The organism is Metapseudomonas boanensis, assembly GCF_018704125.1.
Taxonomy (GTDB): Bacteria; Pseudomonadota; Gammaproteobacteria; order Pseudomonadales; family Pseudomonadaceae; genus Metapseudomonas; species Metapseudomonas boanensis.
The window spans coordinates 375,101-400,533 of sequence record NZ_JAGTIS010000002.1; the positions used below are offsets into that span (position 1 = coordinate 375,101).

At 62.7% G+C, this 25,433-nt stretch carries 17 protein-coding genes and 2 pseudogenes; 14 read left to right on the plus strand and 5 right to left on the minus strand.

The features are described 5' to 3' along the window. The first annotated feature begins 27 nt into the window (after positions 1–27). Entirely contained in the window at positions 28–963 is a 936-nt protein-coding gene (locus J7302_RS05785; RefSeq protein ID WP_215371678.1) for a LysR family transcriptional regulator, read from the plus strand. A gap of 166 nt (positions 964–1,129) precedes the next feature. Here the strand turns inward: J7302_RS05785 and J7302_RS05790 are convergent, their stop codons facing one another. The 4 genes from J7302_RS05790 to hslO form a co-directional block, all read right to left on the minus strand. Beyond that, positions 1,130–1,732 carry a nitroreductase family protein gene (locus J7302_RS05790; protein ID WP_215371681.1) on the minus strand — a complete coding sequence of 201 codons (603 nt, stop codon included), beginning with the start codon at positions 1,730–1,732 and terminating at the stop codon, positions 1,130–1,132. 113 nt (positions 1,733–1,845) lie between these two features. Then, complete coding sequence (locus J7302_RS05795) at positions 1,846–3,789, minus strand: RecQ family ATP-dependent DNA helicase (RefSeq protein ID WP_215371683.1); 1,944 nt, start codon at positions 3,787–3,789, stop codon at positions 1,846–1,848. A 158-nt stretch (positions 3,790–3,947) separates the two neighbouring features. Further along, entirely contained in the window at positions 3,948–5,492 is a 1,545-nt protein-coding gene (locus J7302_RS05800; RefSeq protein ID WP_215371685.1) for a phosphoenolpyruvate carboxykinase, read from the minus strand. Positions 5,493–5,686: 194 nt separating this feature from the next. Then, complete coding sequence (gene hslO, locus J7302_RS05805) at positions 5,687–6,580, minus strand: Hsp33 family molecular chaperone HslO (RefSeq protein WP_215371687.1); 894 nt, start codon at positions 6,578–6,580, stop codon at positions 5,687–5,689. A 354-nt stretch (positions 6,581–6,934) separates the two neighbouring features. Here hslO and J7302_RS05810 point away from each other — a divergent pair, with 354 nt between their 5' ends. From J7302_RS05810 to J7302_RS05850, 9 genes and pseudogenes are all read left to right on the plus strand, one after another. Further along, positions 6,935–8,287: a UDP-glucose dehydrogenase family protein gene (locus J7302_RS05810; protein ID WP_215371689.1), complete on the plus strand. Its 1,353-nt coding sequence runs from the start codon at positions 6,935–6,937 to the stop codon at positions 8,285–8,287. Then, positions 8,284–9,034 (plus strand): annotated as a pseudogene (locus tag J7302_RS05815) (NAD-dependent epimerase/dehydratase family protein). The gene J7302_RS05810 and the pseudogene J7302_RS05815 overlap by 4 nt, the downstream one beginning before the upstream one ends. Positions 9,035–9,063: 29 nt before the next feature. Beyond that, positions 9,064–9,294 carry a hypothetical protein gene (locus J7302_RS05820; RefSeq protein ID WP_215371691.1) on the plus strand — a complete coding sequence of 77 codons (231 nt, stop codon included), beginning with the start codon at positions 9,064–9,066 and terminating at the stop codon, positions 9,292–9,294. A gap of 157 nt (positions 9,295–9,451) precedes the next feature. Then, positions 9,452–12,523: a type VI secretion system Vgr family protein gene (locus J7302_RS05825; RefSeq protein ID WP_215371694.1), complete on the plus strand. Its 3,072-nt coding sequence runs from the start codon at positions 9,452–9,454 to the stop codon at positions 12,521–12,523. Next, on the plus strand, positions 12,520–12,924 hold the full coding sequence (locus J7302_RS05830; RefSeq protein WP_215371696.1) for a hypothetical protein: 405 nt from the start codon (positions 12,520–12,522) through the stop codon (positions 12,922–12,924). The genes J7302_RS05825 and J7302_RS05830 overlap by 4 nt, the downstream gene beginning before the upstream one ends. Positions 12,925–12,973: 49 nt before the next feature. Beyond that, complete coding sequence (locus tag J7302_RS05835) at positions 12,974–14,848, plus strand: phospholipase (RefSeq protein ID WP_215371698.1); 1,875 nt, start codon at positions 12,974–12,976, stop codon at positions 14,846–14,848. Positions 14,849–14,880: 32 nt separating this feature from the next. Continuing rightward, positions 14,881–16,119, plus strand: a complete 1,239-nt coding sequence (locus J7302_RS05840; RefSeq protein ID WP_349814426.1) for an SEL1-like repeat protein — start codon at positions 14,881–14,883, stop codon at positions 16,117–16,119. Between the two features lie 25 nt (positions 16,120–16,144). Beyond that, positions 16,145–16,770 (plus strand): annotated as a pseudogene (locus J7302_RS05845) (phospholipase D-like domain-containing protein); the annotation flags it as partial. After that, positions 16,770–18,056 carry an SEL1-like repeat protein gene (locus J7302_RS05850; RefSeq protein ID WP_215371704.1) on the plus strand — a complete coding sequence of 429 codons (1,287 nt, stop codon included), beginning with the start codon at positions 16,770–16,772 and terminating at the stop codon, positions 18,054–18,056. The pseudogene J7302_RS05845 and the gene J7302_RS05850, both read left to right, overlap by 1 nt. Positions 18,057–18,086: 30 nt before the next feature. Here J7302_RS05850 and J7302_RS05855 read toward each other — a convergent pair whose 3' ends face one another. Continuing rightward, positions 18,087–18,485, minus strand: coding sequence for an RNA-binding S4 domain-containing protein (locus tag J7302_RS05855; RefSeq protein ID WP_215371706.1), 399 nt, complete (start codon positions 18,483–18,485; stop codon positions 18,087–18,089). Between the two features lie 91 nt (positions 18,486–18,576). Here J7302_RS05855 and rimB point away from each other — a divergent pair, with 91 nt between their 5' ends. The 4 genes from rimB (at position 18,577) to mscK (ending at position 25,417) form a co-directional block, all read left to right on the plus strand. Beyond that, complete coding sequence (rimB, locus tag J7302_RS05860; RefSeq protein ID WP_215371709.1) at positions 18,577–19,041, plus strand: retropepsin-like aspartic endopeptidase RimB; 465 nt, start codon at positions 18,577–18,579, stop codon at positions 19,039–19,041. Beyond that, positions 19,038–19,943, plus strand: a complete 906-nt coding sequence (gene rimK, locus J7302_RS05865; RefSeq protein WP_215371711.1) for a 30S ribosomal protein S6--L-glutamate ligase — start codon at positions 19,038–19,040, stop codon at positions 19,941–19,943. The genes rimB and rimK overlap by 4 nt, the downstream gene beginning before the upstream one ends. A gap of 224 nt (positions 19,944–20,167) precedes the next feature. After that, positions 20,168–21,910 carry a potassium/proton antiporter gene (locus J7302_RS05870; protein WP_215371713.1) on the plus strand — a complete coding sequence of 581 codons (1,743 nt, stop codon included), beginning with the start codon at positions 20,168–20,170 and terminating at the stop codon, positions 21,908–21,910. A 177-nt stretch (positions 21,911–22,087) separates the two neighbouring features. Continuing rightward, a complete protein-coding gene (gene mscK, locus J7302_RS05875; protein ID WP_215371715.1) occupies positions 22,088–25,417 on the plus strand; it encodes a mechanosensitive channel MscK in 3,330 nt (1,109 codons plus the stop codon). The last annotated feature ends 16 nt before the right edge of the window (positions 25,418–25,433 follow it).

The following is a 25,433-nucleotide window of genomic DNA, read 5'->3' on the forward strand; positions in this document are numbered from 1 at the left end:
AACACATTAAGGAAGCAGGTACTATTTTTGAAATTTAGTCTTGTGATAAACGGCATTCACCTGGCGAATACCTTCAACTTCGACCTCAACCTGCTTCGCGTGCTCGACGCCCTGCTGCGCGAGCGCAATGTCTCGCGCGCGGCCGAGCGGCTGGCCCCGAGCCAACCGGCGGCGAGCAATGCGCTGAATCGCCTACGCGAACTGCTCGACGACCCGCTGCTGGTGCGCGTTGGCAGGGCCATGCAGCCAACACCCCGAGCCCTGGAGCTGGAAATGCCGATCCGCGCGGCCCTACGGCAGATCGAGCAGAGCCTGGCCGGAGGCGACGCCTTCGCCCCAGCGCGCAGCCAACAGCGCTTCACCGTAGAGGTGACCGACTACGTAGAGTTGATCTGCATGCCACGCCTGCTGCAGCAACTGTCCGAGGAGGTACCCGGGGTGAAGATCGCCATCCGTCACCTGTCGCCCAGCCTGCCCGCCGCATCCCTCGATACGGGCGAACTGGACCTGGTGCCGGGACGTTTCGAAAGCATTTCCACTCACTTCGTCAGTCGACGCTGGATGAGCGAAACCCTTCGCCTGGTGGCCCGCCAGGACCATCCCGCCGTGCAACAGGCGCCGGACCTCGCGGCGTTTCTCAGGCTACGCCACCTGTGGGTGCACGGTGGCCAGACCAAAGGCATGGTCGATCAGTGGCTGGGCGAACAAGGCCTGGCGCGCGAGATCGTCTACACCACTCCCAACTACCTGCAGGCCGCGCATATCGTTGCCAGCACCAACCTCGCCGTGGTGCTGCCGGCTCAACCGGCGCATTACTTCGCGCGACTATTGCCGCTGCAGGTGCATCCCCTGCCCTTCGCCCTCGGCCCCTTCCACCTGGACCTGGTCAGCGTCGCCCAGCGCGAACGCGATGAGGCCCTGCAGTGGCTGATCGAGAAGGTATTAGCCATAGGCCGGATGTGAAAACGCCACCGCTGCACGGGGCAGTGGTGGCGTCGTTTCACTTGTTTGGTTGGTGCAGCGCCCAGAATGGGTCAGGCGGAGCTCCGTTGAGCACAGCGATACCCACCTTGCAACGCTTCAAGCTCGCTGGTGGACTAAAGCCCCCCCTTTTGCGGGGCAATCCACGTCAGAACTGGTTGTGGATCACCGCTTCGTCGAAGGCCAGCTTGCCAATGCGCGGCTTGGCCTCAATGGCCTGCTTGCCGACGGCGACCATCAGGCCGATGGCGTGGTTTTCCGGCAAACGGATCAGATCAGCCACGGCGTCGAAGTCGAAGCCGTCCATGGGGCAGCTATCCAGGCCCTTGCCGCGGGCTGCGAGCATCAGGGTCTGGGCCACCAGGCCGCAACTGCGCATCACTTCGTCGCGCTGCACACGGGGCTTGTCGCGGTAGTAGGTGTCGATGGCGCCAGCCATGAAGTCCTGCACCGGTTGCGGCGCGTCGGCCCAGACACGGGCTGCGTCCTTCTCCCAGGCGTCCAGGCGGGCGCAGACCACCACCAGCATGGAAGCCTCGGTCACCTGGGCCTGGTCCCAGGCCACGTCGCGGATGCGCTGGCGCAGTGCTGGATCACTCACCTCCACCAAGCGCACGTGCTGCAGGTTGAAGGCGGTGGGCGCGAGCAGCGCCAGCTGCAGCAGTTCGTCCTTCTCCTCGCGGCTAAGGCTGTGATTGGTGTCATAGCCCTTGATTGCGCGGCGGCTGCGGATAGCGTCATCGATATGCATGCAAAGCTCCTGGAAAAAGCGAGGTGAAAAAGTGGCGCCATCCTAAGCAGGCGCAATCCCCTGTACCAACACTGATTAACGATGGAATCGATCGAAAATTCAGGATGAGCCGGTCAGCCTCGGCCTAGCTGCCGCGCCACCCAGTCACGCACCGCGGCGTAGGGATAGGCCTCCAACGCTGCGAAGCCCGGCAGGCTGCGCGCCTTGAGCCGGGTAAATAGCGGCGCGGTGATGCCGCAGAGCAGGCGGGTCAGGCACTCGGCGCTGGACGGCATGCCCCGCTGCTCTTCGTAGCGACGGATGAAGGCTCCGCACAGGGCCTGGAAGTCCTGCTGCTCCAGCGGCGGCAATGCCGGCGGCTCTGGCAGGCGCGCCACCTGGCCCCGGCAGACTGAGCAGTGGCCGCAGCGCTCCGGCACCTCGCGATCACCAAAATAGTTGGCCAGCCTGGCGCTGAGGCAACGCTCGCTGGCGAACAGCTCCAGCATCGCGTGAATGCGGGCGATCTCGCTGCTTTCCTGCTGGCGGAAGTAGCGGTGCAGATCCTCGCTCAGCGCCTCCAGGTCGAAGCTGGGGCTCTGCACGGCGTAGACCTCGGTCATTTGCTTGCTTTCCAGTTCGATCCAGCCACGTTCCTGGAAGTAGTCCAGGGCCTTTACCACGCGGCTGCGTTCGGCCTTGTGCTGGCGATAGAGACTGTCGAAATTCACTGTGCACCAAGTGCGTGCGCGGGTGGAAGTCTGCACCAAGGCCTCGACGAACTGGCGACGTTCGCCCTCGAACTGCCGGACCAGCGCATCGGGCTCGAGCAGGTACTTGAACCGGTAATCGGCGAAATAGGCGAACAGCGGCGCGATGATGCCCCGGAGCTCCAGCTGCACCAGCAGCGTCTTCAGCGGTAGCTGGCGGATGTTGCTCTGCTCGGACAGCGCATTGAGCATCAGTTCCCAGCGATCGCCACGCAGCCCTGCGGTCTGCAGCTCCTCCAGTACCAGACGGATACCCGACAGCTCCGGCGTATCACCGTAGACGAAGTTTTCCAGCACGTTCAGGCTGTCGCGGTTGGCCAGCACCAGGCAGTCCGACGGCAACCCGTCGCGCCCTGCACGACCGATCTCCTGGCTGTAGTTTTCCACCGACTTGGGCAGGTCGTAATGCACCACCTGGCGGATATCGCTCTTGTCGATGCCCATGCCGAAGGCGATGGTGGCGACCATGATGTTGACCCCGCCAGCCATGAACCGACGCTGCAGGGCTTCCCGCGCCTCATGGGGCATGCCGGCATGGTAGGCGCTGGCGGCGATGCCGCGCTGGGTCAAGCGCTCGGCGATCAGTTCGGCGGTCTTCTGCAGGGTCACGTAGACGATGGTCGGCTGCCCCACGCGCGGCGCCAACCACTCCACCAGGCGATGCAGCTTGTCGCCGCCGGCCACCGGTTCGACCAGCAGGTTGAGGTTGCTACGGTAGAAGCCGGTGGTAATCACATCGGCGTCGGCGATGGCGAACTTGCACTGCATGTCGGCAATCACCGCGGGCGTCGCAGTGGCCGTCAGCAGCAGTACCTGGGGAATAGCGAACTGGCGCTGATAATCGGGCAACTTGAGATAGTCGGGACGGAAGTTGTGGCCCCATTCGGAGATGCAATGCGCCTCGTCCACCACCAGCAGGGATATCGGTACCTGTTGGATGAAGCTGCGGAAGCGCTCATTCTTCAGGCGCTCCACGGAGATCATCAGGATCTTCAGCTCGCCGGACCGCACCCTGGCCATGACTTCGGCGGCCTCTTCGCGACTTTGCGCCGAATCGATGCTGGCGGCGGCGATGCCATGCCGGTGGAGGAAAGCCAGTTGGTCCTGCATCAGCGCCAGCAGCGGCGACACCACCAGGGTCAGGTGCGGCAAGTGCAGGGCCGGCAATTGGTAGCACAGCGACTTGCCAGAGCCTGTGGGGAAGATGGCGGCAGCCGAGCGGCCGGCCAGCACCGACGCGATGGCGGTTTCCTGGCCGGGGCGGAAGCTGTCGTAACCGAAGACGCGGGCGAGGCTGGTGGCGGGCATGAGGTTCGCTCCGTTGACGGGGCCATGACCATAGACCAGGGCGGCATCAGGCGTGGTGCAGAGCGCCTGGAGGACTAGGCTGATCCCGGCGGCGAAAACCCGCCGGCACTGGAAAGAAGAAAGCCGCCCGAGGGCGGCTTCTTTCAACGCGGTGCGGCTTAGAGCTGCGGGCCGGCGTTCTTGATGGCGTCGGAAACGTCGAACTTCTTGAAGTTCTCGACGAACTGCTTGGCCAGGACCTTGGCGGCTTCGTCGTAGGCAGCCTTGTCAGCCCAGGTGTTACGCGGGTTTAGCAGGTTGGTGTCGACGCCCGGAACGGCCTTCGGCACGTCCAGGTTGATGATGTCCAGGTGCTCGGTCTCGGTGCCGACCAGAGCGCCGCTCTGGATGGCCGCAATCACGCCACGAGTGGTGGGGATGTTGAAGCGCTTGCCGACACCATAGCCACCGCCAGTCCAGCCGGTGTTGACCAGGTACACCTTGGAGCCGAAACCCTGGATGCGCTTGATCAGCAGCTCAGCGTACTCGCCAGCCGGACGCGGGAAGAACGGCGCGCCGAAGCAGGTGGAGAACGTGGACTTGATGCCGCCGCCGGAACCCATTTCGGTGGAGCCGACCAGAGCGGTGTAACCGGACAGGAAGTGGTAAGCGGCCTGCTCATTGTTCAGGATTGAAACCGGAGGCAGCACGCCAGTCAGGTCGCAGGTGAGGAAGATCACTGCGTTCGGCTCGCCGGCACGGTTGGCCTCAACGCGCTTCTCAACCAGCTCCAGCGGGTAGGCGGCGCGAGTGTTCTGGGTCAGGCTATCGTCGCTGTAGTCGGGCAGGCGGGTTTCCGGGTTGAGCACGACGTTCTCGAGAACGGCGCCGAACTGGATGGCTTTCCAGATAACCGGCTCGTTTTTCTCGGACAGGTCGATGCACTTGGCGTAGCAGCCGCCTTCGATGTTGAAGACAGTGCCCACACCCCAGCCGTGCTCATCGTCGCCGATCAGGTAGCGGCTCGGGTCGGCGGAAAGGGTGGTCTTGCCGGTACCGGACAGGCCGAAGAACAGGGTGGTGTCACCATCTTCGCCGACGTTGGCTGCGCAATGCATCGGCAGCACGTCTTTTTCCGGCAGCAGGAAGTTCTGCACGGAGAACATGGCCTTCTTCATTTCACCGGCGTAGCGCATGCCGGCGATCAGCACCTTCCTGGCGGCGAAGTTCAGGATCACGCAGCCATCGGAATTGGTGCCATCACGCTCCGGCTCGCACACGAAGTTCGGTGCGTTGAGGATCTGCCACTCCTGGCGGCCTTGCGGGTTGTACTGTTCAGGATTGATGAACAGGCAACGGCCGAACAGGTTGTGCCAGGCAGTCTCGGTGGTCATCTTGACGGCCAGGTAGTGTTCAGGATCAGCACCAACGTGCACATGCGAAACGAAACGCTCGTTTTCGGTCAGATAAGCTTCAACGCGAGTCCAAAGTGCATCGAATTTGTCCGCCGGGAACGGGCGGTTGATATTGCCCCAGGCGATGTGGGCATCAGTGCTCGGCTCCTGGACGATGAAGCGGTCTGCCGGAGAACGACCGGTGCGGTGGCCGGTCTTCACTACCAACGAACCGTTGGCGGCCAGCTCACCTTCACCACGGCGAATGGCCTCTTCGACCAGTTGCGCGGCGCTGATATCGGTGTACACGGCGTTATTGGCTTGCGTCATGTGGTTCCCCGTCGGCGAAAAGCCGAGTCCTCCAAACGTTTTGTAGTGGGTACTGGGACCCGCTACCGCGAAAAAAGTGCGCGCGATTATGCCAGAAAAGCCCGTAATGGGTAGAAACCTCCTGTCAGACAGGCATATTCCTGACCGATTATCGAACCTTGGTCATTCAGCGACCCCTTGGACGCTTCATTGATTCAGTGGCGTGTTTGCGATGGTGATTCGCTGCCGCCACCGGCAAAAAGCTGGGCAACGTCCGCCGCGTCGAAGCTGTAGCGCTGGTTGCAGAACTGGCAGTCGATCACCACGGTGCCGCCGCTTTCCTCGAGCAGCGCCTCGGCGTCGTGCTGGCCGAGGCTGACCAACGCATTGGCGGAGCGCTGGCGTGAGCAGCTGCATTTGAAATGGATCGGCTGCGAGTCGAACAGGCGCACAGTCTCTTCATGATAGAGGCGATGCAGCACGGTTTCGTTGTCCAGACCAAGCAGTTCCTCAGCGGTGAGCGTGTCGGCCAAGGTCGTCACGTGCTGCCAGTTGGCGGCGCGGGCTTCCGGGTCCTTGACGCGATCCGCCGGCAGGGCCTGGAGCAGCAAGCCACGAGCCATGCGACCGTCGGCGTAGAGCCAGAAGCGGGTCGGCAACTGCTCGGAGTTGGCGAAATAGCCGGAAAGGCACTCAGCCAGGGTGGCACCTTCGAGGGCGACGATGCCTTGGTAGCGCTTGCCCTCTGAGGGGTCGACAGTCAGGGTCAGCACGCCTTCGGGCATCAGCTCGCGCATACCGGCCCCCGCCTCCACTTGGCTCGCATGGTAGCGGGCGATACCGCGCACCTCACGATTGCTGGAGCATTCGACCATCAGCAACGGCACTGCGCCCGAAGAGCGCGCCTGCAGCACCAGCAAACCATCGAACTTGAGGGTCCCGACCAGCAGGGACGCCGCTGCGAGCATCTCACCGAGCAGTTGGGCAACCGGTTCCGGATAGGGGTGCTTGGCCAGGACATGGGCGTAGCTGTCGCCCAGGGAAACCATTTCGCCTCGTACATCGGTGTCATCGAAGAGAAAGCGTTGGGTGAAATCGAGATCGCGCATTTCGGCAGGCCACGGCAGGGAACAGGACTGGCATTGGCCAGGCTGTCGGGGTGGAAGGGCCGTCCAACGACCCTCTTGGAAGCGGAATTTTAAGGACAAAGAACGGCACTTCCAAGGTTGCGCCAAATAATCGCCGAACTCTACCGACTGCCAGATTCAAAACGACGTTTTTTTGTCGACTTTTTCGCTGTGCCTATCGCCCTAAACCCCAGGGAATTGAGGGACTCAGACGAAAAAACCTGGCGCCACTTTCACACTCATTAATAGCCATAGGCCATTTTTCCGCCTGTCGGAACACCCACCGATGACCTATATCTGAAGCTCGTAGTTTGACTTTTTGTGAGGCCAATCAGCATGGACGTCAGCGTCTTTGGGACCGGATACGTCGGTCTCGTCCAAGCAGCCGCATTAGCCGATGTCGGTCACCGGGTTCTGTGCATCGACATCGATGAGCACAAGATCGAGCAGTTGCAGAAAGCTGTCCCGCCGATCCAGGAGCCCGGCTTGTCCGCCATGATCGACGACAACCTGAGGGATGGACGACTGTCCTTCAGCACCCAGGCCAGCGATGCGGTGATCCACGGCCAATTGATCTTCATCACTGTCGGCACCCCACCTGACGAGGATGGTTCAGCCGACCTGCGTCATGTCCTGGCCGTGGTCCGCGAGATCGCTCAGCACATGCAGGACGACCGCACCCTGGTGATCAAGTCGACCGTGCCGGTCGGGACTGCCGCCAAGGTGACGGAATCCGCACGCGAGGAACTGAAGCAGCAGGGCAAGGGGCACCTGGCCATCCGGGTGGTTTCCAACCCCGAGTTCTTCAAGGAAGGCAGCGCGGTGAACGACTGCATTCGCCCGGACCGCATCATCGTCGGCACCGAAGACGAGAAGGCCCGCGAGCAACTCGCTGAATTGTATGCCCCCTTCTGCCGCAGCCGCGACAAGCTGATCTTCATGGACAACCGCAGCGCGGAGCTTACCAAGTACGCTGCTAACGCGATGCTGGCGACTCGCATCAGTCTGATGAACGAGCTGGCCAACTTGGCCGAGCTAGTGGGTGCGGACATCGAGTCGGTGCGCAAGGGTATCGGTTCGGACACACGTATCGGATACCACTTCATCTACCCCGGCTGCGGCTTTGGCGGCTCGTGCCTTCCCAAGGACCTGCGCGCCCTGCTGCACACCGGCAGCAGCAATGGCTTCCCGATGCGACTGCTGAAGACCGTCCAGGAAGTCAACGAGGATCAGCGCCAGGTGCTGTTTCGCAAGCTACAGAAACATTACACCGCTGGTCTGGTCGGCAAGTCCATCGCGCTGTGGGGGCTGGCCTTCAAACCCAACACCGACGACATGCGCGAAGCGCCCAGCCGCTACCTGATGGAAGCCCTGTGGCGGGAGGGCGCCACCGTCAGGGCATTCGACCCTGATGCCATGTCGGAATGCCGCCGCCTCTATGGCTATCGCGACGACCTGGTTCTCTGCGCCACCCGCGACGACACCGTGCAAGATGCCGACGCCCTGGTGATCTGCACCGAGTGGAAAGCCTTCCGCGTGGTCGATTTCGAGCTGCTTGCGCGCAAGCTGCGGGATCGCCTGATCATTGATGGGCGAAATCTCTACAGCCCTCAGCAGGTGGCAGCGGCAGGCCTCGACTACGTGGGCATCGGCCTGCCCTATCTCGCCCCGCTGGGTGGTGCGCCGTGAAAGTCCTGGTCACCGGCGCCGCCGGCTTCATCGGTGCGCACTGCGTGCGCCGTCTCCTGTGCGACGGCCATCAGGTCGTCGGCCTGGACAATTTCAGCACCTATTACGACCCGGCCCTGAAGGAGGCCCGCGTCCGCTGGGTCCGTGCCGAGGCCGGCGACTTCCTGCTCCATCGCCTGGACATCCAGGACGCCGCTGCGGTCACCTGCTCGCCATTCCCGCCACCGGCTTACGCTTGTTCACGGTCTACGGTCCCTGGGCGGCCGGACATGTCACCGATCCGGTTCGCCCCGGCTATCGTCGGCGGCCGCCCGATCGAGTTGTTCAACCACGGCCAGCATCGCCGCGACTTTCACCTTGATCGACGATATCGTCGAAAGCCTGGTGCGCCTGCTGCCACGCGCACCGCAGCCCGACGCGGCATGGGACCGCGATCAGCCCCGACCCGGCTCCAGCATGGCCCCGCGGCGCCTGTACAACATCGGCAGCCACCGCCCGGTGGCCCTCGCCGAGTACATCGACGTGCTGGAGCGCCATCTCGGACGTCCGGCGCTGCGGGTCCTGCTGCCACTGCAACCTGGCGATGTGATCGACACCTTCGCCGATGTCTCGGAGTCGCAGCGTGACATCGGCTTCCAACCCCAGGTCAGCCTCGAAGAGGGTCTTGCGCGTTTCGTGACCTGGTTCCGCCACTACTACATGAACGAACGGTCCGAAGCTCTGGGAGCGCAAGCGGCCTGGGACTGATCGTCAGTGAACGCGGGAGGAGTCGCGTCATGAGTGCTCCAGCCTCATCGCAAGAGGTACAACGAGGACGTGGTACAGGGATCGAGAAGCGTCTGGACCCGGCGCTGCACGAGAAGATCGACCAGTACCTCTGGATCCATAACCGTGGCTGGATGATCGGCGTACCAGATGGCGGCCCAGTGGCCTCGCCCTGGGTCTGGCTTACCGCATCTGGATGCAGCTCAAGCGGAAGAGGAAAAATACAACTTTTACTCTATTGATCAATTAGTTATCCAGAAAATTCAGCTTTACACAGGAAGACTCGTATTTACTTGTAGGACACTCCCGAACATCCCCCGTTCCTGCCCCTGCACCTGGCGTCGCTGGGTAGCATCCAGCCTTTCAGCCCCAAGGGGGCACCAGGGAGGATGGGACAGGATGAACGATCCCGCGACGCTGTTGTTCGACCACAGCCGCCACCAACTGAGGGTCAGGAACCTCGATGCGCCACTGGACGTGCTGGCCTTCTCCGGTGAAGAGGGCTTGAGCCAGGGCTTCCGTTACACCATCGAATTCACCAGCACGGTTCAGAACTTGCCCGTTGCACAGATATTGAACCGCGATGCCAGCTTCAGCCTGTACGCGCCACCGATCAAACCCTCCTACGCAACTACCGCCGCGCCGCCGGCGCTGCCCTTGCGCGTGCTGCGCGGCGTCATCACCCGCTTCAACTACCTGTCCACCTCCGCCGACGAAACCCGTTATTCGGTGCTGCTGGAGCCACGCCTGGCCCTGTCAGGGCTGGGAAAAGCCTGCCGGATTTTTCAGCAGCAGAACGTTCCGGAAATTCTGGAAAGTGTCTTGCGCGAGCGCCACGCGATGCGCGGCCAGGACTTCCTGTTCAAACTGAGCCGCGACTACCCCCGGCGCGAGCAGGTGATGCAGTACGGCGAGAGCGACCGCGCGCTGATCGAGCGGCTCTGCGCGGAGGTGGGCATCTGGCATCGCGTGGTCACCGACGACCGCCTCGGCATCGATGTGCTGGAGTTCTGCGACGACCAGCGCCATTACCAGTTCGACGTGAGCCTGCCGCTGCGTCCGTTGTCCGGGCTGGACGGCAACGGCCAGGATGGGGTGTGGCAACTGCAAAGCAATCAGCGCGTGGTGGAGCGGCAGGTTGCCGTGCGTGCCTACGACCACCAGCATGCAGCGGCCCATCTGGATGGCGAGTTCGACCTGACCCATGGCGATGCCACCACCTGCGGCGAGGCGTACCACTATGCCGAGCCTTACACCGAGCTGGGCGACCGCTACGCCCAGAATGACGTCGAGACCGAAAGTGGCTACCACTTCGCCCGCCTGGCCCATGAGCGCTATCTCAACGCCCGGCAGCAACTGAGCGGCGTCAGCAGCAGCGCCACCCTGGCCCCCGGCCAGGTGCTGAAAGTCGCGGGCGATGCGCCGGAAGTCTTTGCGCGGGGCGTGGTGATCACCTCGATCGAGACTCGCGCGGCGCGCGACCGCAGCCTGGAAGTGGCGTTCACGGCCATCCCCTATTCGGAGACGGTGTGCTTCCGTCCGCCCCTGCGGGAAAAGCCAGTCATCGCCGGCACCCTGCCGGCGCACGTGGTCAGCCCGGAAACCCATCCCACCTACGCCGAGATCAACGCCGAGGGCAAATACCGGGTCCGCTTCTGCTTCGACCGCGACCCCTGGCCGGCGGGACGGGACAGTCTGTGGCTGCGCCTGGCGCGGCCTTACGCCGGCGACACCCATGGCCTGCATATGCCGTTGCTGGCCGGCACCGGGGTGGGGGTGGCCTTCGAGCAGGGCGACCCGGACAAGCCCTATATCGCCCATGCCTTCCACGACAGCCAGCACCCCGACCTGGTCACCCTGAAGAACTACAAGCGCAACGTCCTGCGTACCCCGGCCAACAACAAACTGCGCCTGGACGACACCCGCGGCCAGGAACACATCAAGCTCAGCACCGAACACAGCGGCAAGAGCCAGCTCAACCTCGGCCACCTGGTCGACAGCCAGAAGCAGAAGCGCGGCGCAGGCTTCGAACTGCGCAGCGACGGCCACGGCGCCCTTCGCGCCGGCAAGGGGCTGTTCATCAGTGCCGACCAACAGCCCCGCGCCCAGGGGCAGGTGCTGGACATGCAGGAAGCGGTCACTCGCCTGCAGCAGGCCGGCGAGCAACTGCAGTCGCTGTCCACCGATGCCCAGAACGCCAATGCCGACCCGGCCGATGTGCAAGCGCAGTTGCGCCTGCTCAGTGAGCGACTCGACCAACTCAACGCCTCGGTTGCCTTGCTCAGCGCCCCGCAGGGCATGGCCCTCAGCAGTGGCGACCACCTGCAATTGGCGGCACAACGCAACCTGATGCTCAACGCCGGCCACGCAGCCGACATCAGCGTGGTCAAGCGGTTGTTCATCGGCGTGGGCGAAGGGCTGAGCCTGTTCGTGCGCAAGCTCGGCATGAAGCTGATCGCTAACCAGGGGCCCATCAGCCTGCAGGCACAGAACGACCGCCTCGAGCTGCTCGCCCGCCATGGCCTGGACATCACCAGCACCGAAGACGAAATCCGCATCGTTGCCAAGCAGAAGATCACCCTCAACGCCGGCGGCAGCTACATCACCCTCGATCCGTACGGCATCGAGTCCGGCACCCAGGGCGAACACCTGATCAAGGCGGTGCATTTCGATTGCCTGGGGCCCGCGAGCATGGGGGCCACGCACCCGGATCACCCTAAGCTCGAATCCAGCCCGACTTTGCGCCTGAGTATCCAGCAGGCTCCGAATGCGCCGGGTCTTGCCTGGGCCGGCATGCCTTATACGCTCTATGCCGATGGCGCGCCACTCAAGCAAGGCGTGCTCGACACTCGCGGCGAGATAACCATCGAGCATGCGGGGATCACCCGCCAGTACCACCTGAAGCTGGGCAACGGCGTGACCTACCAGTTGCCAGTGCCCAGCGAATACCGCAACCCCGATCAAGCACATTTGGCCAACAGAGGCCTGCACCACCACCGACTCCAGGCCGCCTCCCAAGCCCACCAACCCGCCGCGCACACGGACCACCGCCTCCTTTATGCATCGGTGCTAGAAGGGCTTGGCCAGGAAGGGAAACCGGATGAGCCGGGCCCAACCCAGAGTGGGCCGGGCAAGTGGGTGACGCAAGAAGTGGATTACCACGGTACACGCAATGCCGGGCAGATGTTTCTCAACCGTTTGACCTCCATGGGGGACGAAGGGCGGGTATTCGGTTCCGAAGGTAAGGACTACGAAAACACCAAGCGCGCCCTGATCCAGGCTTGGGAACCGTTAACGGTGGATGAGCAGCATCTCGCTGCAAGCTCTGCGGCTCACCGCTATGGGGAACTGCGCCAGATTGAACAAATCTACCTGGAGGGTCCTGACAGTTGGCACGTGTCCGGCAAGTCCTGCTACTGGCAGCCGGTCACGGCCGATACGGTTTACGAGACGAAGGAACCAACACCATGAGGTTTTCCGGGAAACAGGCGCTGCGGATATGGGGAGTGCTGGACCTGTTTCAGGTGGCTTGGTACAGCCTGAACAGTTGGCACGCGGGGCGGATTCCGTACTGGAGTGATCTATCCAGCACGCTGGCGTTGCACGACCAATTGGGGACTTCGCTATCGAGCGCCGGCCTTCTTGCCTGGACGGTACATCTCTCCATTGCAGTCACCGGGGTGCTGTTTGTCCTTGGCTATCGGCCCGCCCGCTACCTGGGGTTGGCGCAGATTCCGCTGCGATTGTTCTTTCTCTATCCCTCGGTGTCGCTGCTCCTGCCATTGGCCGGCCATGTACCGGGCCTGGTGATGCTCGTTCTGGTCATTGGGTCGGAACTACTTAAAGGCTGGAGCCTGTGGAGGCGCGTGTGATGGATGAACAGTTGCAGAACGCCTTGGCGTTCAAGGAAGGGAAAACAGTATGAACATTCGGTACGACATTGTGGTGCCCATTGCCCTGCAGCACACACGGACGGCCACCCTCACCTCACCCTGGTTTGTCCAAAAGACCGAGTACCCGCCAATGCTGACGGACTACCGGTACCTCATCAACGGCGAAGCCACCTTCAAAGCCGTGCATGAGGCCATCGAGAAGGCGCAAGCCTCCATCGACATCATCTGCTGGGGCTTCCAGCCCTCCATGTACTTCATCCGGGACGGTCAGCATCCCGCCCTTGGCAAACTGCTGGAGGGCAAAGCTCGGCAAGGCGTGCGGGTGCGGATACTGGGCTGGGAAATGCCGCTCAACGCCGCCGGTTTAGGAGGAGAGGCGAACCTGCCCGGCAAAAGCCCTAACCTCAAGCATCGCGCAGGACAGACCGCCGCCGACGAGCAGCACCGCGAAGACGAGCGCTGGTTCGATGCCTACGCAGTGTCCGATGGCAAGGCGGCGCAGCGCGTGAACAGTGGCGTGCCGGTGTTCGTCAGTCGTGGCTTCAGCATGTCGGAACGAGACCGTATCGAAGAGGATGTCAGGCAACACAGCCTGGACCGGGAGCTCAGCGGGCGCACCATCGCCGCCCTGAAATGGGCACCCACCCACCATCAAAAGAGCGTGCTGGTCGACTACGAGTTGCCAGAGCAAGCGGTAGGCTTCGTCATGGGCCACAACATGCTCGACGAGTATTGGGATACCGACACCCATTCGGCGCGGAAGCGCCCCGCCCCCCAGCGGCCCAACGCGGAAACCCACGCCCCTGACCGTGGTCCGCGCGGCGCCTTGCCACGCCAGGATATCTCCTGCCGCGTCACCGGGCCGATCCTCGAGCACCTGCACCAGAACTTCGCCGATGCCTGGCAAAAGGAAACCGGCGAGGACCTTCTCGCGGCACGCCAGGGTATGGCGCAGGGCAGAACGATAACCTTTGGTGCCGCGACGCTGCGCGTCCCCTACACGGAAACAGCGGACGCCGCTGGCGAAAGTACCCCATTGCTCGCCCAACTGCTGCGCACCCAGGCCCAGACTGGCGCGAAGGATATCCAGTCTGCCTACTTGCAGGCGGTGAACAACGCTACCCAGTTCATCTACATCGAAAACCAATACTTCCGCTGGCCGCCGCTGGCCGAGGCGATCAAGAAGGCCGCCGCCGATCAGACCGGAGCCGGCCGCGACCCCGGTCTGCACGGCGCCCTGCACCTGTTCGTCATCACCAATGTCACCGATGACGGCATCGGTGCCGGCACCGTGAACACCCAGCGCATGCTGGAAATCCTTGGCCGGACCGACACTATCCCCAAGGTCACCAAGCTGCGCCGAATCGAGCGGGTGAAGAACGATATGCCGCCCAGGCCTCGCCCCGACGGCCCCAATGATCAAATGGGGCAACGCGAATTGGCCGCTTGGAAGGCCAAACTGGAACGGAAGACCCAGCAAATCGAAGCCGAGACGCTGGTTCCGGAAGAAATTCCCGGCCTGAAGGTCCATGTCTGCTCGCTGGTCGCCCCCGATTCGCCGCCGGGGGCGCCCTGGATGCCGGTGTACATCCACTCCAAGCTGATGATCGTCAACGATGTCTTCACCACCCACGGCTCGGCCAATATCAACACCCGCAGCATGATGGTCGATAGCGAGCTGAATATCGCCCATGAGTGGTACGACGTGACGCGAAAGATGCGCAGGGAGTTGTTTGAGCTGCATACCGGTGGGAAGGGGGCGCAGGATGATCCAAAGCAGGCATTTGATGCATGGACAGAAATCATTGAGCGCAACAAGGACTTGCAGTCAGAAAAGTTAACGCCCAAAGCGCCTGTCATTGCTTTTCATTACGACCAGCCCACCATGAATAACCTCGACTGATGCGCCGGATACTTCTGCTGACCAGCCTGCTGGTGGCCGCCTGTGCCACAGACGGTACCTATTCAAAAAAGGATCTCTCCATGGACAGACTCTCTCAGATCAAGGCCGATCTGGCCTTCACCTGTAGGCACGAACATTTCCCCGACCCCTTGGCGGATACAGATACGCTATTCAAATACGCCCGCTGGCTGGAGAAAAACAACCAGCTCAAGCAGGACAAGACAGTGGATGCACAGATCGAACGGCTGTACCGCATTGCCGCCGAAAACGGCCATGCCAAGGCCAATATCAACTTGCAAAACGGCAGCATGCGTAATCGCCGTTACGGGCTTACCGGCGAAGAGAACCTGCGCCTAAGCCATCAACTGATCAATACCGAGGTCGCCACCGGCTACTACTTCGTGGGTATTTTCCTGAACCAGGGCTCGGCGGGTTTGCAGGAAGATAAGGAGATGGCCCTGCGTTACTTCCGCAAGGCCGCCGATGAGGGCAGCGCCAATGCCCAGGCCTATGTCGCTGACAAACTGGCACCGATAGATATTGCACCCGATATCGCCCGGCAGATGCGCCGCTGTGCTGCGGAGCAAGGTAATGGAAAAGCCGCAGTAGCGCTTGGTGTGAATCTTTCGGTGAAAGGGTGTTATCAGGAGGCTCTTGAGGCATTCCAGTTAGGTGTAGCAGCAGGAATTAGTGTCTCTGCGTCTTTTTTGTACAAAGCCTTTCGCGCCCCACCATCCTCTGACGAACTGCACTACCTTGCCCAGCAGGAGGATCTCGAACGCGCAGATCGCTACGAAAAAATCTGGAGCATTCTTGCGGACTACTCCTATGCCAACCCCAAGGTCCCCGAAATCAATGAAATCGTCCCGCTGCCGCCGGCCCCGCTGCCGCCCTGGGACGGCAAACTGCAATGGCTGGAAGAGCGTCTGGCCAATGTCCCGCCGCCCAAGCCCAGCGACGCGCTGATCCGCCAGCTCGCCGACGCCAAGAAGCTTGACCCCGCCACCGGCAGGCCGTTGCCGGATTCACCGGTATTCAGCGGTTACGGCTTCCCTGTGCGGACCTGCTACAGCGGTGCGTTATGTCCGCATACCGGCTACTGGAAGGTCATGTGGCCGCTACAGGTGGAATGGCGAGACGTGACTCGGTATTTCGAGGAAGGCGAAACGATGCCGGCCGAGATGGTCAAACGAGTCCATGAGCGCCCCTGGCCTTTCGCCGACAAGGTTACCGAGCGCCTCGAAAGGGTGCAGTGGGGAATGCTCGGTTAGAGCTTAATGCTGTTCAGTTAAGAACATCGGTGCCGGCACCGTGAACACCCAGCGCATGCTGGAAATCCTTGGCCGGACCGACACTATCCCCGAGGTCACCAAGCTGCGCCGAATCGAGAAAATGAAAGCAAGCATGCCGCCCAGGCCTCGCCCCGACGGCGCCAAGGACAGAGAGGGACAAGAGGCGCTCGCCGCCTGGGAGGCCAAACTGAAACAGCAGACCCAGGCCATCAAAGACGAGGAGCTGGTTCCGGAAGAAATCCCCGGCCTGAAGGTCCACGTCTGCTCGCTGGTGGCCCCCGACTCGCCACCAGGCAAGCCGTGGATGCCGGTGTACATCCACTCCAAGCTGATGATCGTCGACGACGTCTTCACCACCCACGGCTCGGCCAATATCAATAGCCGCAGCATGGAAGTGGACAGCGAACTGAATATTGCCCACGAGTGGGCGAGCGTGACCGAGGCACTGCGGCGGCGGTTGTGGGACAGGCATACGGCGGGGGAAGGGTACAGGATAGACCGGAAGAGGCGTACAGAGCTTGGCAAAAAATCATTGGTGACAACAAAGATCGCCAATCCGCCAAGGATTCACCAAAGGCATCGCTCGTGGAGTTCCATTACGACAAAGCCACCCTGTGGAACCTCGATTAATGCGCCCCATCCTGCTGCTTTCCAGCCTGCTGCTGGCCGCCTGTAGCGCCAGCAGCCCACTCATCAATTCGAAGAAGGACTTTCATGTGGACCGGCTTTCCCAGATCAAGGCCAATCTCGCCTTCACCTGCAAATACGAAACGATCCCCACGCCCTCGGCGGACAGCGATGTGCTCTTCCAGTACGCCCGCTGGCTGGAGAAGAACAACCGGCTCATACCAGACCTGAGCGTGGATGTGGAGATCGAACGGCTGTACCGCATCGCCAGCGAAAGCGGCCATTACAAGGCCAATATCAACCTGCAGAACGGCGCCATGCACGGGCATTACAAGCTCAAAGGCGCCGAGTATCTGCGCCTGAGCCAGCAACTGATCGATGCCGGTGTGGCCCGGGGCTACTTCTTCATCGGCTACTTCCTGCAGCGAGGGGCGGCCGGATTGCAGCAGGACCCGGAAATGGCCCTGCGCTACTTCCGCAAGGCGGCCGATGAAGGAAACGCCGAGGCGCAGTACCAGGTGGCAGAAAGGTTGGCGCCAATCGACATCGCCCCCGATATCGCCCGGCAAATGCGACGCTGTGCTGGTGAGCAGGGCCATGGTCAAGCGGCTGCCGCGTTGGGCATCAACCTCAAGAGAAAGGGGGATTACCGAGAGGCTCTTGAGGCATTCCAACGTGGCGTCGCTTCAGGTGACGAGACTGCGGCTGGTTTCTTGGACGATGGATTTCGGGGACCTAAGCCAACCGATGAGCTGAACTATATCGGCCAATCTGAGGACCTTGAACGCGCCGACCGCTACAAGAAAATCTGGAAGTTTCTCGCGGACTATTCCACCTATGCCCAACCCAAGGTCCCCGAGATCAACGAAATCGTGCCGCTGCCCCCGGCCAAGCTGCCGCCATGGGATGGCAAGCTGAAGTGGGTGGAAGAGCGCAAGGCCAATATCCAGCCACCCAAGCCCAGCGAGGCGTTGATCGAGGAACTGGCCAAGGCCAAGCTGCTCGACCCGAAAACCGGCCGACCCATGCCCGGCTCGCCGGCCTTCATCACGGCCGTGCCCACCGAAATCTGCTACAGCGGCGAAGCCTGCCCGCGCAGCGGTTACTGGCAGGTCGCCTGGATGCACACGCGCACGATAGTGCCCCGCGAAGTCATCCGCCGCTTCGAGCAAGGCGAGATCATGCCGGTGCAGGTGGTCGAGCGTTTCCATTCACGCCCCTGGCCATTCCCGGACAAGACCACCTTCACCGAGGAACGGGTGCAATGGAGGCTGCTCGGTGATGCCTGACCCACTGCCCGGGATGGGTTGGCCACCAGACTAGCGGTCCTGCAGGCGGAAGATCTGCCGACGCTGCTTCTTGGTCGGCCGACCGTCCGTCTGCACGCCCAGGGCGCCGGCCTTGCGCAGGGCCGCCGCCTCTTCGCGCCGCGCCACGCTGTCGGCGGTTTCCTCGTACAAGGCCTGGGCCTCGGGCGCACCGCGACGCACTACTGACAGAGCACGCACGACAACGGTGCGCTCGTCGAAGCCGGTGCGAATCACATATTCGTCGCCGACCCTGGGTTCCTTCGAGGGTTTGCAGCGCTCGCCGCGGTGATGGACCTTGCCGCCCTCGATGGCCTCCTTGGCCAGTGCGCGGGTCTTGTAGAAGCGCGCCGCCCATAGCCACTTGTCCAGGCGCACCTTGTCGTCGTCTTTGTGGTCTTTTGCACTCATAGGTTCGTTCGTCCTGGCAAGATCAATCCTGGCCGGATGCAGTTGTCACACGGGCCAACTAGAATGCGACAACTTTACCGGAAAGCCTGCCTTGAAGACTTTCGACAAACTCTCCGTGATTGGCCTTCGTGAGTGGATCGCCCTGCCCCAACTGGGCATGGTCGGCCTGCGCGCGAAGATCGATACCGGCGCCAGTACCTCGACGCTGCATGCCAGCGACATCGTCCCATTCGAGCGCGACGGCGAACGCTGGGTGCGGTTCACTGCGCACCTCGGCACCCTGGTGCAACGGCGCCATCGCTGTGAAGCGCAGGTCGTTTCGGTAAAGACCATCAGGAGTTCCAACGGCCAGGCCCAGACCCGCTATGTGATCCGCACCCAAGTCGCACTGGGCGACCGGGTCTGGCCGATCGAGTTCACCCTGGCCTGCCGCAAGACCATGCGCTACCGCGTACTGCTGGGCTCCAAGGCCCTGGTGCAGGCGCAGTTGGTGGTCAACCCGGCCCTCACCTACGTCCAAGACAAGCCGACCCTTTCCCTTCCCGGTGCCCAATGAAAATCGCTGTGTTATCGCGCAACCCGCGCCTGTATTCGACCCGCCGCCTAGTAGAGGCCGGTCAGGAGCGCGGCCATGAAATGGTGGTGATCGACACCCTGCGCGCCTACATGAACATTGCCAGCCACAAGCCGCAGATCCACTACCGGGGTCGCGCGCTGGAAGGCTTCGATGCGGTGATTCCGCGTATCGGCGCATCGGTGACTTTTTATGGCTGCGCCGTTCTGCGCCAGTTCGAGATGATGGGGGTGTTCCCCCTCAATGAATCGGTGGCCATTACCCGCTCACGGGACAAGTTGCGCTCCCTGCAACTGCTCTCACGCAAAGGTATCGGTCTACCGGTGACCGGCTTCGCCCACTCCCCGGACGACATCCCCGACCTGATCCGCATGGTCAACGGCGCTCCGCTGGTGATCAAGGTGCTGGAAGGCACCCAGGGCATCGGCGTGGTGCTCTGCGAAACCGAGAAAGCAGCCGAGTCGGTGATCGAGGCCTTCATGGGCCTTAAGCAGAACATTATGGTCCAGGAGTACATCCGCGAGGCTGGCGGCGCAGATATCCGCTGCTTCGTAGTGGGCGACAAGGTGATCGCGGCGATGAAGCGCCAGGCCAAGCCGGGCGAGTTTCGCTCCAACCTGCACCGTGGCGGCACTGCCAGCCTGATCAAGATCACCCCGGAAGAGCGCATGACCGCAATCCGCGCGGCCAGGGTCATGGGCCTGAGTGTGGCGGGCGTGGATATCCTGCGCTCCAATCATGGCCCGCTGGTGATGGAGGTGAACTCCTCGCCGGGCCTGGAGGGCATCGAGACCACCACAGGCCAGGACGTGGCGAACATCATCATCCAGTACCTGGAGAAGAACGCCATTCCGAACTCGACGCGAACCAAGGGGAAGGGCTGAGCCCTCTCCCGATGGGAGCGGGTGCAGGTGCGGGCAAACAACCACCCGACCCCATGCAAGTCGATCTCGGAACCCCAAGACCTGTCGACACGTCAGATGGCGTCCTGTCTCTGGCAAGAAATCTGCTTCAAATCTTGTAGTCCGCCTCAGGCGGCAGGTTAGAATTCCCCGGCATGCGCCCCTGCATGTCGTCGTGATACCCCGATTGCAAGGAGCCGCCCCACGTGGATGCCACCACCATCAATAGCCTGTTCCTGATCGGCGCGGCGCTGGTAGGCATGAGCATCCTCGTCAGCGCCTTCGGGTCGCGCTTTGGCATCCCCATCCTGGTGGTGTTCCTGGCAGTCGGCATGCTCGCCGGCAGCGACGGCCCTGGTGGCATCGTCTTCAACAACTATTCCCAGGCCTACCTGGTCGGCAACCTGGCACTGGCCATCATTCTCCTCGACGGCGGCCTGCGGACCCGCGCCGCGACCTTCCGCGTAGCGCTCTGGCCCTCGCTGTCCATGGCGACCGTGGGCGTGCTCATTACGGCTGGACTGACCGGCGTGGCAGCGGCCTGGCTGTTCGACCTGAGCCTGATGGAAGGCCTGCTGATCGGCGCCATCGTCGGTTCCACTGACGCCGCCGCGGTATTCAGCCTGCTCGGTGGACGCGGCCTCAACGAGCGGGTCAGCGCCACCCTGGAAATCGAATCCGGCAGCAACGACCCGATGGCGGTGTTCCTCACCGTGACGCTGATCGACATGCTCATCAAGGGAGAAAGCGGCTTCAGCTGGGGATTCGTCGTTCATCTGATAGAGCAATTCGGCCTAGGCACCCTGTTGGGCTTCGGTGGCGGCTGGCTGATGCTGCAACTGATCAACCGCCTGACCCTGGCCAACGGTCTCTATCCGCTTCTGGTGGTCGCCGGCGGCCTGATGGCGTTTTCCATCACCAACGCTGTGGGCGGCAGCGGGATCCTCGCTGTCTACCTGTTCGGCCTGTTCCTCGGCAATCGCCCGATCCGCTCGCGCCACGGCATCCTGCATATGCTCGACGGCCTGACGTGGCTGGCGCAGATCGGCATGTTCCTGGTCCTCGGCCTGTTGGTAACCCCTCATGAACTGCTCCCGATCATCGTGCCAGCCCTGGGCCTGGCCCTGTGGATGATCCTTTGCGCGCGCCCGCTATCGGTTTTCGTCGGGCTGTTGCCATTCCGGGCGTTCCACGACCGCGAGAAGGCGTTCATCGCCTGGGTAGGTCTGCGTGGCGCGGTGCCGATCATTCTGGCCGTCTTCCCGCTGATGGCCGGACTGCCCAATGCCCAGCTGTTCTTCAACGTGGCCTTCTTCATCGTCCTGGTATCACTGCTGCTGCAAGGCACTAGCCTGCCGTTGGCCGCGAAATGGCTGCGGGTAACGGTGCCGCCGGAGCCTGCACCGATTTCCCGGGCCGGCCTGGAAGTGCACCCGACCAGCGAATGGGAGCTGTTCGTCTACCGCCTCGGCGCAGAGAAGTGGTGCATAGGCGCGGCCCTGCGCGAACTTAAGATGCCCGAAGGCACGCGCATCGCCGCACTGTTCCGTGGCCGCGAGCTGCTCCACCCGTCGGGTAGTACCACACTGGAGGCGGGCGACATCCTCTGCGTGGTGGGCCACGAGCATGACCTTCCGTCGCTTGGCAAACTGTTCAGCCAGGCACCGCAACGCGGGCTGGACCTGCGCTTCTTCGGCGACTTCGTGCTTGAAGGCGATGCCCAGCTGTCCGCCGTTGCCTCGCTCTACGGTCTCAAGCTCGGCGACCTGGATGGCAGCCAGGCTCTTGGTCGCTTCATCGCCCATGAGATTGGTGGCGAGCCGGTGGTCGGCGACCAGGTTGAATGGAACGGCCTGACCTGGACCGTTGCTCTGATGGAAGGGAACAAGGTGCGCAAGGTCGGCGTCAAATTCCCCGAAGGTCATGGCCGCCCGGGGCTCTTCCTCTAGGGAAAAGCGTCTGGGACGGCCCTCTCCGGGTCACCCCGGAACCTGCAGGCCCCCGCCATGGAACGCATAGGTTCGCCCTTGCGCGAACCGAGATCACAACCGCTCATGCCGGGCAGCCCCGTAACGGCCTCCCTGGCATATCATTAGCCACATTTGAACCCGAGCTGCCCGATCGCGATGATTGCTTCCTTGCGCACCTTTTTCGCTGCCACCCTGCTGGGCCTGTGCCTGTCTCCCGCCTACCTGCATGCCGCGCCGGCGGTCGGTGTCCCCAAGCCGGCCACCGCGCCCGCCGCCGACAAGGCCGCCGAGAGTGAAGCCCCGGCCAAGCCATCGGTCGAGGAACAGACCAAGGCCTTTCTCGCCAGCCAGGAGGAAAGCCAGCAAGCGCTCACTGCCCTCAAGCGTCAGTTGAACGAGGCGCCGAAGCTGATCGGCGAAGCCCAGCGCGAACTGACGCGGCTCAAGGGCAGCCAGCCGACGGCGGTGAAGGAGCGCTACGCCAAGTCCGAGCTGACGCAACTGGAACAACTGCTGGACCAGCGCAGCAACGAGCTGGCCAACCTGCAGAAGGCCCTTGCCGACGCCAATAGCCTGATCATCACCTCGCAGACCCGCCCTGAACGGGCCCAGGCTGAGATCAGCACCAACCAGACGCGCATCCAGCAGATAAACAGCATCCTCAAGACCAGCAAGGACGCCGGCAAGGCCATCAGCGAAGAGCAGCGCGCCCTGCTCAACGCCGAGCAGGTCTCCCTGGCCGCCCAGACCGAGCTGCGCAGCGAGGAGCTGGCTGGCAACAGCCTGCTGCAGGACCTCGGCAACAGCCGCCGCGACCTGCTGATGGAACGCATCCGCCGCCTGGAACAGGAAACCCTGGACCTGCAGTCGCTGATCAACGAGATGCGTCGGGAAAACTCGGAGCAGACGGTGGCGGAGCTCTCCCGCGAAGCCGGCGGGGCCACGCCGGACAGCCTGGTGGCGAAGGAGAGCGCCATCAACATGAAGATGTCCAATTACCTGCTGCGCTCCACCGACCGCCTCAATGAACTGACCCAGCAGAACCTGCAGACCCGGCAGCAGCTGGACAACCTCAGCCAGGCCGACCAGGCCCTGGAAGAGCAGATCAGCGTGCTCAAGGGCAGCCTTCTGCTGGCCAAGATCCTCTACCAGCAGAAACAGGCCCTGCCCCAATTGAAGCTGGATAGCAATCTGTCCGACGAGATCGCTGACATCCGCCTCTATCAGTTCGAGCTGAACCAACAGCGCGACCAGCTGAGCAACCCCCAGGGCTATGTCGACAACCTGCTGGCCGAGCAACCGCCGGAGCAGGTGACTCCGGAGCTGCGCGCCAACCTGATGGATCTGGTCACCACCCGCAGCGAGCTGCTCGATCGTCTGAGTCGCGAGCTGAACACCCTGCTCAACGAATCCATCACCCTGCAGCTCAACCAGAAGCAACTGCAGGAAACTTCAAAGGCCCTGCGCAATACCCTCGACGAGCAGATGTTCTGGATTCCCAGCAACAAGCCGCTGGACCTGAACTGGCTGAAATCCGCCCCGCAGCTGCTGGAGCGCCAGTTGATCGAAATGCCCTGGGGATCGGGCGTGCGCGAGCTTGGCCAGGGCCTGGTGAACCGCCCCTGGCTGTTCCTGCCGCTGCTGCTGGTGATCGGCGCCCTGCTGTGGAAACGCCGCTACCTCCACGACCGCCTCAGGGAGCTCAACCAGGACGTCGGCCACTTCAAGCGCGACAGCCAGCTGCACACCCCGCTGGCACTCTTCCTCACCGTGCTGCTGGCGCTGCCGGTGAGCCTGTTCCTCGCGCTCGGCGGCTTCGCCTTGCAGATAGACGCCCGCGGCCAGAACGCCACCCTCGGCGCCGCGCTAATGGAAATGGCCCAGGCCTGGATGGTGTTCTACACCCTCTACCGCATACTCACCCCCGGCGGCATCGCCGAGCTGCACTTCCGCTGGGACCGCCCGCAGGTGGCCTTCCTGCGCAGCCAGATCCGCCGCCTCGGCGGCGTGGTCATGGCCCTGGTGGCTATCGTCACCGTAGCCGAACATCAGCCCGCGGCCCTGGCCGACGACATCATCGGCATCATCGTGGTGCTCAGCTGCTATGCCCTGATGACCCTGGTGCTCAGTAACCTGCTGCTGGCTGAGCCCATGCGCCAACAGACCTCGCCCTTCCGCCTGCTGATCGGCGTCGGCTTCACCCTGCTGCCGCTGGCCTTCATAGTCGCAGTGGGCTTCGGCTACTACTACACCTCGCTCAAGCTCACTGATCGGCTGATCAACACTCTCTACCTGCTGATCCTGTTCCTGCTGGTCGAAGCTGCCTTCGTCCGCGGCCTGGGTGTGGCGGCGCGGCGCCTGGCGTACCAGCGCGCGCTTACCAAGCGACAGGCGCAGACCAAGGAGAATGCCGAGGGCGAAGAAGTGGTGGTGGAGGAACCAACCCTCGATATCGAGAAGGTCAACGATCAATCGCTGCGACTGATCCGCCTCGCCTTGCTCGGCATCTTCCTTGCCGCCATGTATATGGTCTGGGCTGACCTGATCAGCGTCTTCGCCTACCTCGACCAGGTCACCCTTTACCAGTACTCCAGCGGCACGGGCGATGCTGCCACCCAGGTGCCCATCAGCCTGCTCGACGTGCTCGGGGCGCTGATCATCGCGGCCATCACCACCGTCCTGGCACGCAACCTGCCGGGCCTGCTGGAGGTGCTGGTGCTATCGCGGTTGACCCTGGCCCAGGGCAGCTCCTACGCCACCACTACCCTGCTTTCCTATGCCATCGCCGGCGTTGGCTTCGTCAGTGCGCTGTCCACCCTTGGAGTCAGCTGGGACAAGCTGCAATGGCTGGTTGCAGCCCTTTCCGTGGGTATCGGTTTCGGTATGCAGGCGATCTTCGCCAACTTCATTTCCGGCCTGATCCTGCTGTTCGAGCGTCCGGTGCGCATCGGCGACCTGGTGACCATAGGCACGGTCACCGGCACCGTGAACCGCATCCGCATCCGCGCCACGCACATCACCGACAGCGACCGCAAGGAAGTGATAGTACCCAACCAGACCTTCCTCACCAGCCAGCTGATCAACTGGACCCTGACCGACACCGTCACCCGCATCGTCCTGGTGTACAACGTCAACCGCGGCGCCGACCTGGAGCTTGTGCGCAAGCTGCTGTTGCAGGCCACACAGGAGAACACGCGGGTGCTGCGCGACCCGCCACCCAGCGTGCAGTTGAAAACCTATGGCGCCAGCACCCTGGAGCACGAACTGAAGGTCTACGTGCGTGAGCTGGGCGACCGCGGCCTGGCGACCGACGAGCTGAACCGGCGCATCGACCAGCTGTTCCAGGAGCACGACATCAACGTCTCTACAGTGCCGAAGATGGACGTTATCCTCAGCCGCAATACCGAAAAGCGCAGCGAGCCCGAAGCCGAAACTGTAGAAGCGCCGGCCAAGGAGAAGAAAGCGCGGGAGCCGGAGGCAAGGTGAACCGCATGTCTCCCGC